This window comes from Streptomyces sp. NPDC006544, assembly GCF_040611715.1.
Classification (GTDB): Bacteria; Actinomycetota; Actinomycetes; order Streptomycetales; family Streptomycetaceae; genus Streptomyces.
On sequence record NZ_JBEXOV010000061.1, the window covers coordinates 1 to 14,353 of the forward strand.

Annotated in this window: 11 protein-coding genes and 2 pseudogenes; 8 read left to right on the forward strand and 5 right to left on the reverse strand. The window is 72.1% G+C overall.

What is annotated here, in order from left to right; genetic code table 11:
- Positions 1-95 (reverse strand): annotated as a pseudogene (locus ABZY44_RS25280) (N-acetylneuraminate synthase family protein); the annotation flags it as partial.
- A gap of 64 nt (positions 96-159) precedes the next feature.
- Between ABZY44_RS25280 and ABZY44_RS25285 the strand changes: the two are divergent.
- Positions 160-1,140, forward strand: a pseudogene (locus tag ABZY44_RS25285) (ATP-dependent helicase C-terminal domain-containing protein); the annotation flags it as partial.
- Here ABZY44_RS25285 and ABZY44_RS25290 read toward each other — a convergent pair.
- The 3 genes from ABZY44_RS25290 to ABZY44_RS25300 form a co-directional block, all read right to left on the reverse strand.
- Positions 1,130-2,116, reverse strand: coding sequence for a DUF3068 domain-containing protein (locus tag ABZY44_RS25290; protein WP_356657545.1), 987 nt, complete (start codon positions 2,114-2,116; stop codon positions 1,130-1,132). The pseudogene ABZY44_RS25285 and the gene ABZY44_RS25290 overlap by 11 nt on opposite strands.
- 14 nt (positions 2,117-2,130) lie before the next feature.
- Complete coding sequence (locus ABZY44_RS25295; RefSeq protein WP_356657547.1) at positions 2,131-2,271, reverse strand: SPW_0924 family protein; 141 nt, start codon at positions 2,269-2,271, stop codon at positions 2,131-2,133.
- Positions 2,272-2,426: 155 nt separating this feature from the next.
- On the reverse strand, positions 2,427-3,710 hold the full coding sequence (locus tag ABZY44_RS25300; RefSeq protein ID WP_356657619.1) for a lytic transglycosylase domain-containing protein: 1,284 nt from the start codon (positions 3,708-3,710) through the stop codon (positions 2,427-2,429).
- A 189-nt stretch (positions 3,711-3,899) separates the two neighbouring features.
- Here ABZY44_RS25300 and ABZY44_RS25305 point away from each other — a divergent pair, with 189 nt between their 5' ends.
- Complete coding sequence (locus ABZY44_RS25305; protein WP_356657549.1) at positions 3,900-4,769, forward strand: DUF4184 family protein; 870 nt, start codon at positions 3,900-3,902, stop codon at positions 4,767-4,769.
- A 59-nt stretch (positions 4,770-4,828) separates the two neighbouring features.
- Here the strand turns inward: ABZY44_RS25305 and polA are convergent, their stop codons facing one another.
- The gene (polA, locus tag ABZY44_RS25310) at positions 4,829-7,552 is read right to left on the reverse strand and encodes a DNA polymerase I (RefSeq protein ID WP_356657551.1); all 2,724 of its coding nucleotides are present in this window, start codon (positions 7,550-7,552) and stop codon (positions 4,829-4,831) included.
- A 191-nt stretch (positions 7,553-7,743) separates the two neighbouring features.
- Here polA and ABZY44_RS25315 point away from each other — a divergent pair, with 191 nt between their 5' ends.
- The 6 genes from ABZY44_RS25315 to ABZY44_RS25340 all read left to right on the forward strand — a co-directional run bounded on the left by ABZY44_RS25315 (position 7,744) and on the right by ABZY44_RS25340 (position 14,344).
- Positions 7,744-10,014 (forward strand): FdhF/YdeP family oxidoreductase, encoded by a 2,271-nt coding sequence (locus tag ABZY44_RS25315; RefSeq protein ID WP_356657621.1) that lies wholly within the window; start codon positions 7,744-7,746, stop codon positions 10,012-10,014.
- 54 nt (positions 10,015-10,068) lie between these two features.
- Positions 10,069-10,545, forward strand: a complete 477-nt coding sequence (locus ABZY44_RS25320) for a hotdog fold thioesterase (RefSeq protein WP_356657553.1) — start codon at positions 10,069-10,071, stop codon at positions 10,543-10,545.
- 38 nt (positions 10,546-10,583) lie between these two features.
- Complete coding sequence (locus ABZY44_RS25325; RefSeq protein WP_356657555.1) at positions 10,584-11,081, forward strand: hypothetical protein; 498 nt, start codon at positions 10,584-10,586, stop codon at positions 11,079-11,081.
- A complete protein-coding gene (locus ABZY44_RS25330) occupies positions 11,078-11,737 on the forward strand; it encodes a Tat pathway signal sequence domain protein (protein WP_356657557.1) in 660 nt (219 codons plus the stop codon). Before ABZY44_RS25325 ends, ABZY44_RS25330 begins: the two co-directional genes overlap by 4 nt.
- Before the next feature lie 300 nt (positions 11,738-12,037).
- Entirely contained in the window at positions 12,038-13,273 is a 1,236-nt protein-coding gene (locus ABZY44_RS25335) for a branched-chain amino acid ABC transporter substrate-binding protein (protein WP_356657559.1), read from the forward strand.
- 141 nt (positions 13,274-13,414) lie between these two features.
- A complete protein-coding gene (locus ABZY44_RS25340) occupies positions 13,415-14,344 on the forward strand; it encodes a branched-chain amino acid ABC transporter permease (protein ID WP_356657561.1) in 930 nt (309 codons plus the stop codon).
- Positions 14,345-14,353: the final 9 nt, after the last annotated feature.

A 14,353-nucleotide genomic window follows, 5' to 3' on the forward strand; every position in this document is an offset into this window, starting at 1 on the left:
GCGGTCTCGATGGTGCGGATGTCGCGGACCAGCCGGGTCAGGCCGCCGGGCTCGACGGACGCGGCCTGGTCGGAGCCCCACATCGCCCGGTCGAGCGCAGCCGCCGAAAGGGACCCCGCCGGGCCGCCCGCGGGATCCTCGCCGGCCCCGCCCCTCCCCGACGACTCCGCCGCCGGACTGGTCGCCGCGCTCGCGTTCCCGGAGCGGGTGGCGAAGGCCAAGGGCCAGGGCGCCTTCCTCATGGCCTCGGGGACCGCCGCCGAGCTCTCCGACGGGTCGGCGCTGCGCAGCGCTCCCTGGCTGGCCGTCGCCGTCGCCGACAGGCCCCCGCACTCCGCGTCCGCCCGCGTCCGGCTCGCGGCCCTCGTCGACGAGGACACCGCCAGGGCGGCCGCCGGCCACCTGTTCCGCTCGGGCGAGGAGGTCCACTGGGAGGACGGGGACCTCGTCGCCCGGAGCGTCACCCGCCTCGGTGCCGTCGAGCTCGCCGCTCGACCCCTGCGCGACCCCGACCGGGCCCTCGTCCGGGCCGCCCTCCTCGACGGGCTGCGCGCCGAGGGGCTGGGCCTGTTGCGCTGGACCCCGGACTCACGCGCGCTCCGGGCCCGGCTCGGATTCCTGCACCGCACGCTCGGCGGCGCCTGGCCCGACGTGGCCGACGACGCCGTGCTGCTGGCGCGCGCCGACGACTGGCTGGAGCCCGAGCTGTCGCGGGCCCGGCGCCGCGGCGACCTCGCGCGGATCGACGCCGGGCAGGCGCTGAACCGGCTGCTGCCCTGGTCCACCGGCGAAGCCGGCCGGCTCGACGAGCTGGCTCCGGAGCGGATCGAGGTGCCCAGCGGATCGCGGATCCGCGTGGACTACGCCGCCGAGCACGGGCAGCCCGTACTCGCCGTCAAGCTCCAGGAAGTGTTCGGGCTGGCCGAGACCCCCCGGGTCGCGGGGGTTCCCGTACTCGTCCACCTGCTGTCGCCGGCCGGCCGGCCCGCCGCCGTCACCGCCGACCTGGCGTCGTTCTGGCGGGGCGGCTACCGCGCCGTCCGCGCCGAGCTGCGCGGCCGCTACCCCAGGCACCCCTGGCCGGAGGATCCGGCGACCGCCGAGCCCACCCGGCACACCAACGCCCGGCTCAGGCGGTGACGGGGGCCGGCGGACCGTCCTCGGGGCGTCGCCGGCCGCGCGCCTCCAGCCACAGGGCGACCCCGAGGAGCGCGAGCCCGCCGGCCGCGAGGCCGACCGGCGCGTAGGTGTGCAGCGCGAGCACCTTGGTCCGGTTCGACTTGACCAGCTCGACGGTGTGGTCGCTGTAGTCCTCGCGCATCTTCACGTGCCCCGCGAAGACGGTGAGCTTGCCGTCGGGTCCGCCGGACGCGATGCCGCCGCGCATCTCCTGCTGGATCTCCTGCTCGGCGTTGACGGGCGCCCCGGTCACCGGGTCGACCCAGAACATCGCCTTGGTGGAGTACCAGAGGCTGGTGCCGGTGGTCTGCTCGAAGGTCGCGGGGTCGATGCCCTCGATCGGCATCTTCTTCGGCAGCGAGACCTTCGTCCAGGGGATGGTCTGCTCGTAGTAGTAGACGTCCATGCCCTTGAACGTGCGCGGGCCGACGTAGTGGATGGGCGAGGAGCTGCGGGTCTGCGCGTCGAAGTACAGGTAGTCGCGCGGCTCGGTGAAGAACGGCCATTTGAACTCGATGCCCTCGCGCCTGACCGCGTCCCCGTCCACGGATTCGCCGGTGGCGTGGACCGGGTCCTGGGAGTGGGCGTCGAAGATGTAGCGCTCGGGTATCTGGGAGACCATCTTCCCGTCCGGACCCATGATGTAGGTCAGCGTGTCCCAGACGACCACGTCCTTGCCGGCGCCGGCCTCGATCTCCTTCGACGCCTCGACGTTGCCCTTCAGCGTCTGGACGATGGTGACCTTGTCGACCTTCTTCGGCTCCATGCCGGAGGTGTAGTCGAGGAGGGTCGCGTCCTTCGCCTCCAGGACCACCTCCTGGTACTGCTCCGGCGGGATCTTCGCCAGCCGGGGGTACGCGTACCAGCGCAGCAGCGGCGCGAGGGCCGCGCAGAACACGGCGAGGGCTAGCAGGACGAGGCTGGCTCTGCGTCGCATGGCCGGGCCCTCCTCTACTTTCCGGGCGCGGCGGGCGCGGTGGTGAGCAGGGGCTTCGGCGAGGTCTTGCCTTCCGGCGTCCCCATCGCCGTGATGGCGAGGACGAGGAGCACCGCGAGGACGAGACCGCTGGCGGCGGCGACGATTGCGCGCATGCGGGACCTCCGGAATCTGATGGGGCGTCAGGGCGGGGGCACCGTAGCAATGCGGGTGACAGATGAGAACCGTTTGCGCCACCGATCGGGCGGACGAGCGCGACCTCGCCGCCCGTACTCGGGCAGGCGGCTCGGCCGTCACGCCGCCGGTTCGGTCACGCCGCCGGGGTCACGGCGGACGGGGACGGCGTGGGCTTCGGGGACGGGGTGGGCTTCGGGGACGGGGAGGCCGCGGTCGACGAGGTGGGCTTCGGGGTCGGCGTGGGCACCGGCTCGGGCTTCGGCGTGGGGGTGGGGGTCGGAGTCGGAGTCGGCTCCGGCGTGGGGGTCGGCTCCGGCGTGGGGGTCGGCGTGGGGGTCGGCGTGGGGGTCGGCGTGGGGGTCGGCTCCGGCGTAGGAGTCGGCGTGGGCGTCGGCTCCGGCGTAGGTGTCGGCGTGGGATCGGGCGTAGGAGTCGGCGTGGGATCGGGCGTAGGAGTCGGCGTGGGATCGGGCTTCGGCGTGGGGGTGGGCGTGGGCGTGGGGGCGGGCCGCGGGTGCGGGGCCGTCGTCGTGGCCGGGGTGTCGGCGGCGCCGCGGCCGTCCGGGACCACGTGCGTTCCCTTCAGGTAGTACGCGTACCACGACCGCACCGTCCGCAGGTACGCGCCGGACTGGTTGTACGACAGCACGGCCCGGTCCAGATCGGCGTCCGCCCGCAGGTCGCGCGTGCCGGCGCACAGGTAGCGCCCGGCGGCGAGCGCGGCGTCGTACACGTTGTGGGGGTCGCGCTTGCCGTCTCCGTTGCCGTCCTGCCCCCACGAGGCCCACGTGGACGGGATGAACTGCATCGGTCCGACCGCCCGGTCGTACCGCGTGTCCCCGTCGTAGGCACCGCGGTCCGTGTCGGAGATGTTCGCGAAGCCGTTGCCGTCGAGCACCGGGCCGAGGATCGGCCGCAGCGTCGTACCGGCGGCGTTGACCTGGCCGCCGCGCGCCTGGCCCGACTCGACCTTGCCGATCGCGGCGAGGAGCTGCCAGCGCAGCCCGCACCCCGGGTCGCTCGCGCCGACCGTCTGCTCCGCGTGCCGGTACGCGGCGAGCACGCTCGCCGGTATCCCCTGCGCGGCCTGCGCCCCGCCCAGGGCGACGGGCTCGTTGCGCGGCGCCTCCTGCCCGGCGGCCTGCTGCGCGGGCTGCGCCGCCACCCCGTCCTCGCCCAGCAGCACGGCCGGCGGCTCGGGGCTCACGAGCGGGGGGAGCGCGGTGAAGTAGGAGGTGTCCCCGGCGGCGCCGTCGGCCGGCGCCCCGGCCGGCGGGGCGCCCCCGCCCGCCGCGGCCGTCCGCTCGCGGTGGTCCGCGACGGGCCCCTGAGAGGCCGTCAGCGCGGCAGCCGCCAGCGCGGCGACCAGGACGGCCGCCCCGCCCTTGCCCGCCGCCCTGGCGAAGCCGGCCGCCATCCGCGCCCGTATCCGTATCCGTATCCGAACCGCCATGAGCCGGAACCCCCTCCCCCTCGACGTCCGCGTGACCCTACGTCAACTCGCTGCGCAGGGCACGTATCGCGAGCCGGAATTCACGACTTCCCCACGAGTTCCGCAGGCCACCCATACTGGGCGCACTGTCCGCAGAACCCCTTACGAGGTGTCATGCCGTTCACTCTCAGCCACGCGGCCGCCGTCCTTCCGGCCATCCGGCGGACCGGGCGCGCCCGGGGCCCGCTCGTCGGATCGGCGCTGGTCCTCGGCTCGTTCGCGCCGGACACCTTCTACTTCGCGGACACGGTCGTCCCGGGCGTCAAGCCGTACGGCGCGTTCACGCACGCTCCGGTGGGGGTGCTGACCGCGGACGCCGTGCTGACCTTGGCCCTCGCGGCGTGCTGGCTGCTGTTGCGCGAACCGCTGATCGCCCTCCTGCCGCGCGCCCGGCGGGGCCCGGTCCACGCGTTCGTGCGGGGCGAGCACTGGCGGGAGCGCCGACTGCCCTCGCTCGCCCTGTGGTTCTACCTCTCGTCGGTGGCCGGCTCCCTCACGCACATCGTGTGGGACAGCTTCACGCACGTGGACCGCTGGGGCATGCGCGCCCTGCCGCGGCTCGGCGACCCCCTCGCCTTCGGCCTGCCGCTCTACTCCTACCTGCAGTACGGGTCCTCGGCCGTCGCCGCCTGCGCGCTGCTCTGGTTCACGGCGACGGCCCTGCGCCGGCTGCCGCCGTCCCCCGCGCCCGCGTCCGTACCCGTACTGCGCCGGGCGGAGGTCTGGGGCGCGGCGCTGCTCGTCGTGGTGTGCGTGGGGGTCTGCGTGACGGTGCGCGTGCTCCGCTTCTACACCTTCTTCGACCGGATCCGTACGCCGCTCGACATCATCCCGACCGTCTGCTTCGGCGCGGGCGGCGGCCTGTGCGTGGCCCTCCTGCTCTACGGGGTCCTCGTACGGCTGCTCCACCGCGGCGGACGCGGTGACGGCGGGCGCCGTGTGGCCGAGGACGGGGAAACGCGGACGCCCGTCCCCACCGCCTAGCGGGAACGGGCGTCCGCGGCTGGCCGGAAGGATCAAGGATCCGCAGGCCGGTACGGACATCAGTGCGCGGCGGACTCCCAGTCGGGGCCGACGCCCACGGACACGTCGAGCGGGGCGCGGAGGTCGACGGCGTCGGCCATCTCGCGGCGCACCAGTTCCTCCACCGCCTTCCGCTCGCCCGGGGCGATCTCCAGCACGATTTCGTCGTGGACCTGGAGCAGCAGCCGCGACTTCAGCCCGGCTCCGGTGATCGCCTTGTCGACGCGCAGCATCGCGACCTTGACGATGTCGGCGGCGGTGCCCTGGATCGGGGCGTTCAGCGCCATCCGCTCGGCGGCCTCCCGGCGCTGGCGGTTGTCGCTGTTGAGGTCGGGCAGGTACCGGCGGCGGCCGAGGATGGTCGCCGTGTACCCGGTGGCGCGGGCCTCCTCGACCACGCGGCCCAGGTAGTCCCGGACGCCTCCGAACCGCTCGAAGAAGGTCTCCATCAGGCCGCGGGCCTCGCCGGGCTCGATGTTCAGCTGCTGGGCCAGGCCGAACGCGGAGAGCCCGTAGGCCAGGCCGTAGGACATGGCCTTGATCTTGCGCCGCATCTCGGCGTCGACCGCGGACCGTTCGACGCCGAACACCTGGGAGGCGACGGTGGTGTGCAGGTCCTCGCCCGTCAGGAACGCCTCGATCAGGCCCTCGTCCTCGGAGAGGTGGGCCATGACGCGCAGCTCGATCTGGCTGTAGTCGGCGGTCATGAGGGACTCGAAGCCCTCGCCGACGACGAAGCCGCGGCGGATCGCGCGGCCCTCGTCGGTGCGCACCGGCACGTTCTGCAGGTTGGGGTCGGTGGAGGACAGGCGCCCGGTCGCGGCGACGGTCTGGCTGAAGCTGGTGTGCACGCGGCCGTCGGCGGCGACCGTCTTGACCAGGCCCTCGACGGTGACGCGCAGCTTGGCCTGCTCCCGGTGACGGAGCATGATCACCGGGAGTTCGTGGTCGGTCTGCGCGGCCAGCCAGGCCAGCGCGTCCGCGTCCGTGGTGTAGCCGGTCTTGGTCTTCTTCGTCTTCGGCAGGTCCAGCTCGCCGAAGAAGACCTCCTGGAGCTGCTTGGGCGAGCCGAGGTTGAACTCGTGGCCGACCGCCGCGTGCGCCTCCTTCACCGCCTGCTGCACGGCCGCGCCGAACTGCTGCTCCATGGCCTCGAGGTGGCTGCGGTCGGCGGCGATCCCGGACCGCTCCATCCGGGCCAGCAGCTCGGAGGTGGGCAGCTCCATGTCGTGGAGCAGTCCGGCCGCGCCCACCTCGAGCAGCTTGACCGCGAAGGCGTCGCCGAGGTCCAGGACGGCGCGGGCCTGCGCCATCAGGGCCTCCGCCTCGGCGGTGTCGTCGGCGCCGAAGGCGAGCTGGCCGTCGGCGGCGGCCGGCGCCAGCTCCCGGTGCAGGTACTCCTGGGACAGCACGTCGAGCGCGAAGGAGCGGCGGCCCGGCTTGACGAGGTAGGCGGCGAGCGCGGTGTCCATGGCGACGCCGGCCAGGGTCCAGCCGTGCTCGGGGAACACCCGCATCAGGGCCTTGGCGTTGTGCACCGCCTTCGGCTTGCCGGCGTCGGCGGCCCAGGCGGCGAAGGCCTGCTCGTCGGCGGCGTCCAGCGCGGTCGGCTCGAACCATGCGGCCGCGCCGTCGGCCGAGGCCAGCGCGATCTCCGAGACGTTGCCGGTGCCGAGCGCCCAGGTGTCGACGGTGCGGACGCCGAGCGGGGCGCCCCCGTGGATCTCCAGCCACGGCGCCAGCTCGCCGGCGCCCAGGACGGAGCCGTCGAGCTCCACGGCGGGCGCCACCGGGGCGGGGGCCTGCGCCTCGGCCGCGCCCGGGTCGACGGCGAGGAGCCGCTCGCGCAGCGAGGTGTTGCGGATCTCCAGCACGTCCAGCACGCCGGTGACGGCGGTCCGGTCGTAGGGGACCCGGGCCAGGTCGGCGGGGGTCCGGGGCAGCGCGACGTCCTTGACCATCTCGGTCAGGACCCGGTTGAGCTTCACGGCCTCCAGGTGGTCCCGGAAGTTCTGCCCGGCCTTGCCCTTGACCTCCTCGGCGCGCTCGACGAGCTCCTTGAACGACCCGAACTGGGTGATCCACTTGGCGGCGGTCTTCTCGCCGACGCCCGGGATCCCGGGGAGGTTGTCGGACGGGTCACCGCGCAGCGCCGCGAAGTCCGGATACTGCTGGGGGGTGAGCCCATACTTCTCCTCGACCTTCTCCGGAGTGAAGCGGGTCAGCTCGGAGACGCCCTTGGTCGGGTAGAGCACGGTGGTGTGCTCGGAGACCAGTTGGAAGGAGTCCCGGTCACCGGTGACGATCAGGACGTCGAAGCCGAGGGCCTCCGCCTGCGTGGCCAGCGTCGCGATCACGTCGTCGGCCTCGAAGCCGTCGACCGCGAACCGCGGCACGCTCATCGCGTCGAGGAGCTCGCCGATCAGCTCGACCTGCCCCTTGAACTCGTCTGGGGTCTTGGAGCGGTTCGCCTTGTACTCGGGGAACTCCGTCGAGCGCCACGTCTTGCGGGACACGTCGAACGCCACCGCGAAGTGCGTGGGCGCCTCGTCGCGCAGCGTGTTCGCCAGCATCGAGGCGAACCCGTAGATGGCGTTGGTCGGCTGTCCCGTCGCGGTCGTGAAGTTCTCCGCGGGCAGCGCGAAGAACGCCCGGTACGCCAGGGAGTGCCCGTCCATGAGCATCAGGCGGGGGCGGTCCGCTGCGGTCGGCTGGTCGGTCTTCTTCGATGCTGAATCTGCCACGCCCCCGATCCTAGGCGGCCCCACCGACAATTCCGGCGTCGGCGATGTCGGAGGTCCGTGACAGGATCGGATGTGTACGCACGTGCGGGGACATGCGCGGGGACACGCACCTCCGTCCGCTCCCCCCGCAGGCGTACGCGCACACGCGCGGCGACGACGCCGCGCCGCTCGACAGCTCGAAGGGGAGCGACATGGCCGCCAAGCCGCCCGCAGGGGATCCCGTACAGGACGCACCGCAGGTCGCGCCCCCCAAGCACGCGGCCGCCGGCCTGCCCGCCATCGGGCACACCCTGAAGATCGCGCAGCAGCAGATGGGGCTGGCCCGCACCGCCCGCACCCTCCTCAAGGTCAACCAGAAGGACGGCTTCGACTGCCCCGGCTGCGCCTGGCCCGAGGGAGACAAGCGGCACACCGCCGAATTCTGCGAGAACGGCGCCAAGGCCGTCGCCGAGGAGGCCACGCTGCGCCGGGTCACCCCCGAGTTCTTCGCCGCGCACCCGCTGGGCGACCTGGCCGGCCGCTCCGGCTACTGGCTGGGACAGCAGGGCCGCATCACCCAGCCCATGCTGCTCGAAGCGGGCGGCGACCGGTACGAGCCGGTCAGCTGGGAGCGGGCCTTCGCGGTCGTCGCGGAGGAACTGCGCGCCCTGGACTCCCCCGACGAGGCCCTCTTCTACACCTCGGGCCGCACCAGCAACGAAGCCGCGTTCCTCTTCCAGCTCTTCGTCCGCGAGTTCGGCACCAACAACCTCCCGGACTGTTCCAACATGTGCCACGAGTCCTCGGGCTCCGCGCTGAACGAGACGATCGGCGTCGGCAAGGGCAGCGTGTCCCTCGAAGACCTCCACCAGGCCGACCTGATCATCGTCGCCGGACAGAACCCGGGCACCAACCACCCCCGGATGCTGTCCGCGCTGGAGAAGGCCAAGTCCGCCGGCGCGAAGATCATCTCGGTGAATCCGCTCCCCGAGGCCGGCATGGAGCGGTTCAAGAACCCCCAGAGCCCCCTCGGCATGCTCAAGGGCGCCGCCCTCAACGACCTCTTCCTCCAGATCCGCATCGGCGGCGACCAGGCCCTCTTCCGCCTCCTCAACAAGCTCGTCCTGGAAACGGACGGCGCGACCGACGAGGCCTTCATCCGCGAGCACACCCACGGGTACGAGGAGTTCGCGGCCGCCGCCAAGGACACCGACTGGGCCGAGACCCTCACCGCGACCGGCCTGACCCGCCCCGACATCGAGCGCGCCCTCGCCATGGTCCTGGCCTCGAAGCGCACCATCGTCTGCTGGGCCATGGGCCTCACCCAGCACAAGCACTCCGTCGCCACCATCCGCGAGGTCGTCAACCTCCTCCTCCTGCGCGGGAACATCGGCCGCCCCGGCGCCGGCGTCTGCCCCGTCCGCGGCCACTCCAACGTGCAGGGCGACCGCACCATGGGGATCTTCGAACGCCCCGCAGCGGCCTTCCTCGACGCCCTCGACAAGGAATTCGGCATCACCTCGCCCCGCGAGCACGGCTTCGACGTCGTCCGCTCCATCCAGGCCCTGCGCGACGGCGAGGCCAAGGTGCTCTTCGCCATGGGCGGCAACTTCGTCGGCGCCACCCCCGACACCGAGGTCACCGAGGCCGCGATCCGCCGCGCCTCCCTGACCGTGCACGTCTCCACCAAACTCAACCGCTCCCACGCGGTCACCGGCCGACGCGCCCTGATCCTGCCCACCCTCGGCCGCACCGACAAGGACGTCCAGGCCGCCGGCAAGCAGTTCGTGACCGTCGAGGACTCCATGGGCATGGTCCACTCCTCGCGCGGCAACCTCGCCCCCGCCTCCCCGCACCTGCTCTCCGAGCCCGCGATCGTGGCCCGCACGGCCCGCGCCGTCCTCGGCGAGGCCTCCCGGACCCCCTGGGAGGAATTCGAACGGGACTACGCCGCCATCCGCGACCGGATCTCCCGCGTCGTCCCCGGCTTCGAGGACTTCAACGCCCGCGTCTCCCGCCCCGGCGGCTTCCAGCTCCCGCACGCCCCGCGCGACGAGCGCCGCTTCCCCACGAAGACCGGCAAGGCCAACTTCACCGCCGCACCCGTGGAGTACCCGCGCGTCCCGGCCGGCCGGCTGCTCCTGCAGACGCTGCGCAGCCACGACCAGTACAACACCACCATCTACGGCCTCGACGACCGCTACCGCGGCATCACCGGCGGCCGCCGCGTCGTCATGGTCAACCCCGAGGACGCGGCCGAGCTCGGACTCGCCGACGGCTCGTACACCGACCTCGTCAGCGAATGGCGCGACGGCGTCGAGCGGCGCGCCCCCGGCTTCCGCGTCGTCCACTACCCCACCGCCCGCGGCTGCGCCGCCGCCTACTACCCCGAGACCAACGTGCTGGTGCCCCTCGACTCCACCGCGGACACCAGCAACACCCCCGCGAGCAAGTCCGTCGTCGTGCGCTTCGAAGCGGCCTGATAGAACGACCCGAGGACAAGATGGTTAACGAACGTTGACGAACGGAGTCGGCCCATGGGCGAGCAGCACGCGGTGAAGTTCCCGCAAGAGGTCCTCGACGAGTACACGGCCCTGGGCATCGACCTGCCCGCGCTGTTCTCGGCGGGGGACCTCGGGAAGCGGATGGACATCCGGATCCTCGAGGCATCCGCCGAGCGCGTCGTCGCCACCATGCCCGTCGAGGGCAACACCCAGCCCTACGGGCTCCTCCACGGCGGGGCCTCCGCCGTGCTCGCCGAGACCATCGGCTCGGTCGGCGCCATGATGCACGGCGGCATCACCAAGATCGCCGTCGGCGTCGACCTGAACTGCACCCACCACCGCGGCGCCCGCTCCGGCCTGGTCACCGGCGTCGCCACCCCCGTCCACCGGGGCCGCTCCACCGCCACCTACGAGGTCGTCGTCACCGACGAGCAGGACCGCCGGGTCTGCACCGCCCGCCTCACCTGCCTGCTGCGCGACGCGGGACCGCAACAGGACGGCAACAACTAGCCGTTGCCCTCCTCGCGGCGCCGGTCTAGCGTGCCCGCATGGGATCCGCACCGGCGCCGCGGCGCGCCTCGGCCGCGGCCGCCACGACGGCGCTGCTGACCGCCGCACTGCTCGGCTGCGGCTCCGGACCGGCTACCGGCTCCGGAGCCGCGAGCGCGGCCGGACAGCCCACGGCCGCCCGGGCCGGAAGCCCTCCCGGCGATCCCTCCGGCTCCTCCGACCGCGCCGCGCGACCGGGCACCGCCCCGGCCCCGGAGCCCACCCCGCCCCAGCGGCTGTGCTCCGACCTGATCACCCACTGGGCCGGCGTGATCCTCGACGCCGGCGACGGCCCCGACGCCGTCCACCTCGACTACCAGTCGATGGGACTGTCCGGCGGCCAGAACGAGATCCTGCTCACCGTCCTCACCGCGGCCCGCGCCGAGGCGCGCGCCGAGGGTCCGGCCGCCGCCCGCGAGCTCACCGCCCGCGAGGCCGGGCGGCTCTGCGCGGAGCGCTACCGCTCCGGCGTCCCGACCGGCGGGCCCTGGCAGTGAGCGGCGCCATCGGCCCGCTCGAGCCCGGAGAGGGCACCGAGGCCCACGACGGCCCGCGCCCCGGCGCCCGTACGCCCCACCTCACCGACGGCCGCGCCGACCGCTTGTCCCGGCGGGCCCGGGAGGTCTACGCGGGCCACCGGCGGGCCGTGCTCGCCGCGGGGGCGCTGCTCTGCGCGTCGGCCGTGGCCGCCACGGGCGCCGCGCTGTACGCGGCCCGGCCCCGGCCCGTCGCGCACCCGCCCCCCGCGCCCTCCCAGGTCTTCTCCCTGACCTACGTCGGCCCGGTGGACCCGGCACCCTCCGGCAGCGCCTTCGTGTTCACCGTGCGTGTGCGCACGGCCGTCGGTCCGGCCGTCACGCTGGAGCGGTTGTCGCAGCCTTCCCGCGGCTTGAAAGTGATCGTCGAGCCACTGCTTCCGGCCACCGTCGCCGCCGGCGAAACGCGCGACCTGCTCGTGCGGATTCAGGTGACTGACTGCGTGCATGTAGCACGGAATTCTGGACTGCCCTTCCTGGAAGTAACCCTGAGTAATAAATTCCAGAAGGAAGAGCACGGCTACATCCCCGGTGACCGATATGCCGGTGATCTCTCCGTCGCCCTGACCAGGGCCTGTCCCGAAGTCCGAGACACGGGCACCCAGACGCCGTCATGACCAAAAGGCCTAAGAGTCCTGGCGCGACAGGACCCATACCGCCCCACACTCCTCACCGGTCTCAGCATGCGGACAAGACGAACCGGCCGGAATTCCCCCGTTCCACCCGCAGAGATCCGCTATGTATTACGCCGTGGCATAACAAGAGAGTCACATCATTGGCCTGAGCCCTCCATAACGTCCCAAGACCCGCTTAGAGTCACGGCCAGTCACCGCGACCGCCGGATTCACTTCAGTTCGGTTCCCCGCGTGAGACACGGTGCGCCCCACGGGGGGCGCAACGCCAGGAAAGGACTGATCGTGCGTCAGCGTTCTCTCATTGCCGTGACCGCCGCGCTCGCTGCGGGCGCCCTCACCCTCACCGCCTGCGGTTCGCGTGACGACAAGGCCGGCGACAACGCCGGCGGCGGCGGCGACATCACGGTCGTCATCGGCGTCGACTCCCCGCTCACCGGCGACCTCTCGGCCCTCGGCCTCGGCATCAAGAACTCCGCCGACCTCGCCGCCAAGCAGGCCAACGAGAAGAAGTACGTCAAGGGCGTCACCTTCAAGGTCCAGGCCCTCGACGACCAGGCCCAGGCCTCCTCCGGCCAGCAGAACGCCACCAAGCTCGTCGCCGACAAGGACGTCCTCGGCGTCGTCGGCCCGCTGAACTCCTCCGTCTCGGAGTCCATGCAGAAGGTCTTCGACGACGCCAAGCTCGTCCAGATCTCCCCCGCCAACACCAGCCCCTCCCTCACCCAGGGCCCCAAGTGGGCCACGGGCGAGAAGGTCCGCACCTACAAGAGCTACTTCCGCACCGCCACCACGGACGCCATCCAGGGCCCGTTCGCGGCGCAGTACCTCTTCAACAAGGCCGGCAAGAAGAAGGTCTTCGTCATCGACGACAAGAAGACCTACGGCGCGGGCCTCGCCGGCACCTTCAAGGGCGAATTCACCAAGCTCGGCGGCCAGGTCGTCGGCGAGGGCCACATCGACCCGGAGAGCAAGGACTTCTCCGCCGTCGTGACCCAGGTCAAGAGCTCCGGCGCCGAGGTCGTCTACTACGGCGGCGAGTACCCCGCAGCCGGCCCCCTCAGCAAGCAGATCAAGGCCTCCGGCACCAACATCCCGCTCGTCGGCGGCGACGGCATCTACGACAAGAAGTACGTCGAGCTCGCCGGTGACGGCGCCACGGGCGACCTCGCCACCTCGGTCGGCGCCCCCGTCGAGAGCCTGCCCTCCGCCAAGGACTTCGTCGCCAACTACACCAAGGCCGGGTACAAGGAAGCCTTCTCCGCCTACGGCGGCTACTCCTACGACTCCGCCTGGGCCGTCATCGAGGCCGTCAAGTCCGTCGTCGACGCCAACAACGGCAAGCTCCCCGCCGACGCCCGCGCCAAGGTCCTCGCCGCCGTCCAGGGCGTGTCCTTCGAGGGTGTGACCGGCAAGGTCTCCTTCGACGAGTTCGGCGACGCCACCAACAAGCAGCTCACCGTCTACAAGGTCGAGGGCAGCGACTGGAAGTCCGTCGAGTCCGGCACCTTCGGCGGCTGACCTCCCCTCCCACCCACCGGTAGCCGGTAGTCCGCTCGAACGGCCGGCCACCGGAGCACCACCCACACCTTGGCCGCGCGGGGCGCGCACAAAAGCGCCCCGCGCGGTGTCACATCCGTCGAAAGACTCGGAGGACCTGCGGTGCACGAACTGCCGCAACAGCTGGTCAACGGCCTGCTACTGGGATCCATGTACGGGCTCGTCGCCATTGGCTACACGATGGTCTACGGCATCGTCCAGCTCATCAACTTCGCGCATGGCGAGATCTTCATGACCGGCGGATTCGGGGCACTCACCGTCTGGCTGATGCTCCCCGGGGGCACCACCATGTGGATCGCCCTCCCGCTCATGCTCATAGGCGCGATCATCGTCGCCACCCTCATAGCAGTCGGCGCCGAACGCTTCGCGTACCGCCCACTGCGCAGCGCACCCCGCCTCGCCCCGCTCATCACCGCCATCGGCCTCTCCCTCGCCCTCCAGCAGGCGGTATGGGCCTGGTACCCCGACGCGAAGTCCTCCGTAGTCTTCCCCGAGATCCCCGGCGGCCCCTTCAACATCGGCAGCATCACCATCCAGACCGGTGACGTCTTCCTCCTCCTCGCCGCACCCATCTCCATGGCCTTCCTCGGCTTCTTCGTCAAGAAGACCCGCACCGGCCGCGGCATGCAGGCCACCTCGCAGGACCCCGACACCGCCAAGCTCATGGGCATCAACACCGACCGCATCATCACGGTCGCGTTCGCCCTCGGCGCCGCCTTCGCCGCCATCGGAGCCGTCGCCTACGGCCTGAAGTACGGCGAAGTCAACTTCAAGATGGGCTTCCTGCTCGGCCTCAAGGCCTTCACCGCGGCAGTCCTCGGCGGCATCGGCAACATCTACGGCGCCATGATCGGCGGCATCGTCCTCGGCCTCGCCGAGACCCTGACCACCGCCTACGTCGCCGACATCCCGGGCTTCCAGCAGCTCGGCGGACAGTCCTGGGGCAACACCTGGGCGTTCGTCCTCCTCATCCTCGTACTCCTCTTCAGGCCACAGGGCCTGCTGGGCGAACGCGTCGCGGACAGGGCGTGAGAACCATGA

Excerpts from the sequence above, each read along its gene's own strand:
- ABZY44_RS25290 (WP_356657545.1), bottom strand. The coding sequence starts at position 2,116 with ATGCGACGCAGAGCCAGCCTCGTCCTGCTAGCCCTCGCCGTGTTCTGC.
- ABZY44_RS25295 (WP_356657547.1), bottom strand. The coding sequence starts at position 2,271 with ATGCGCGCAATCGTCGCCGCCGCCAGCGGTCTCGTCCTCGCGGTGCTC.
- ABZY44_RS25300 (WP_356657619.1), bottom strand. The coding sequence starts at position 3,710 with ATGGCGGCCGGCTTCGCCAGGGCGGCGGGCAAGGGCGGGGCGGCCGTC.
- ABZY44_RS25305 (WP_356657549.1), top strand. The coding sequence starts at position 3,900 with ATGCCGTTCACTCTCAGCCACGCGGCCGCCGTCCTTCCGGCCATCCGG.
- ABZY44_RS25315 (WP_356657621.1), top strand. The coding sequence starts at position 7,744 with ATGGCCGCCAAGCCGCCCGCAGGGGATCCCGTACAGGACGCACCGCAG.
- ABZY44_RS25320 (WP_356657553.1), top strand. The coding sequence starts at position 10,069 with ATGGGCGAGCAGCACGCGGTGAAGTTCCCGCAAGAGGTCCTCGACGAG.
- ABZY44_RS25325 (WP_356657555.1), top strand. The coding sequence starts at position 10,584 with ATGGGATCCGCACCGGCGCCGCGGCGCGCCTCGGCCGCGGCCGCCACG.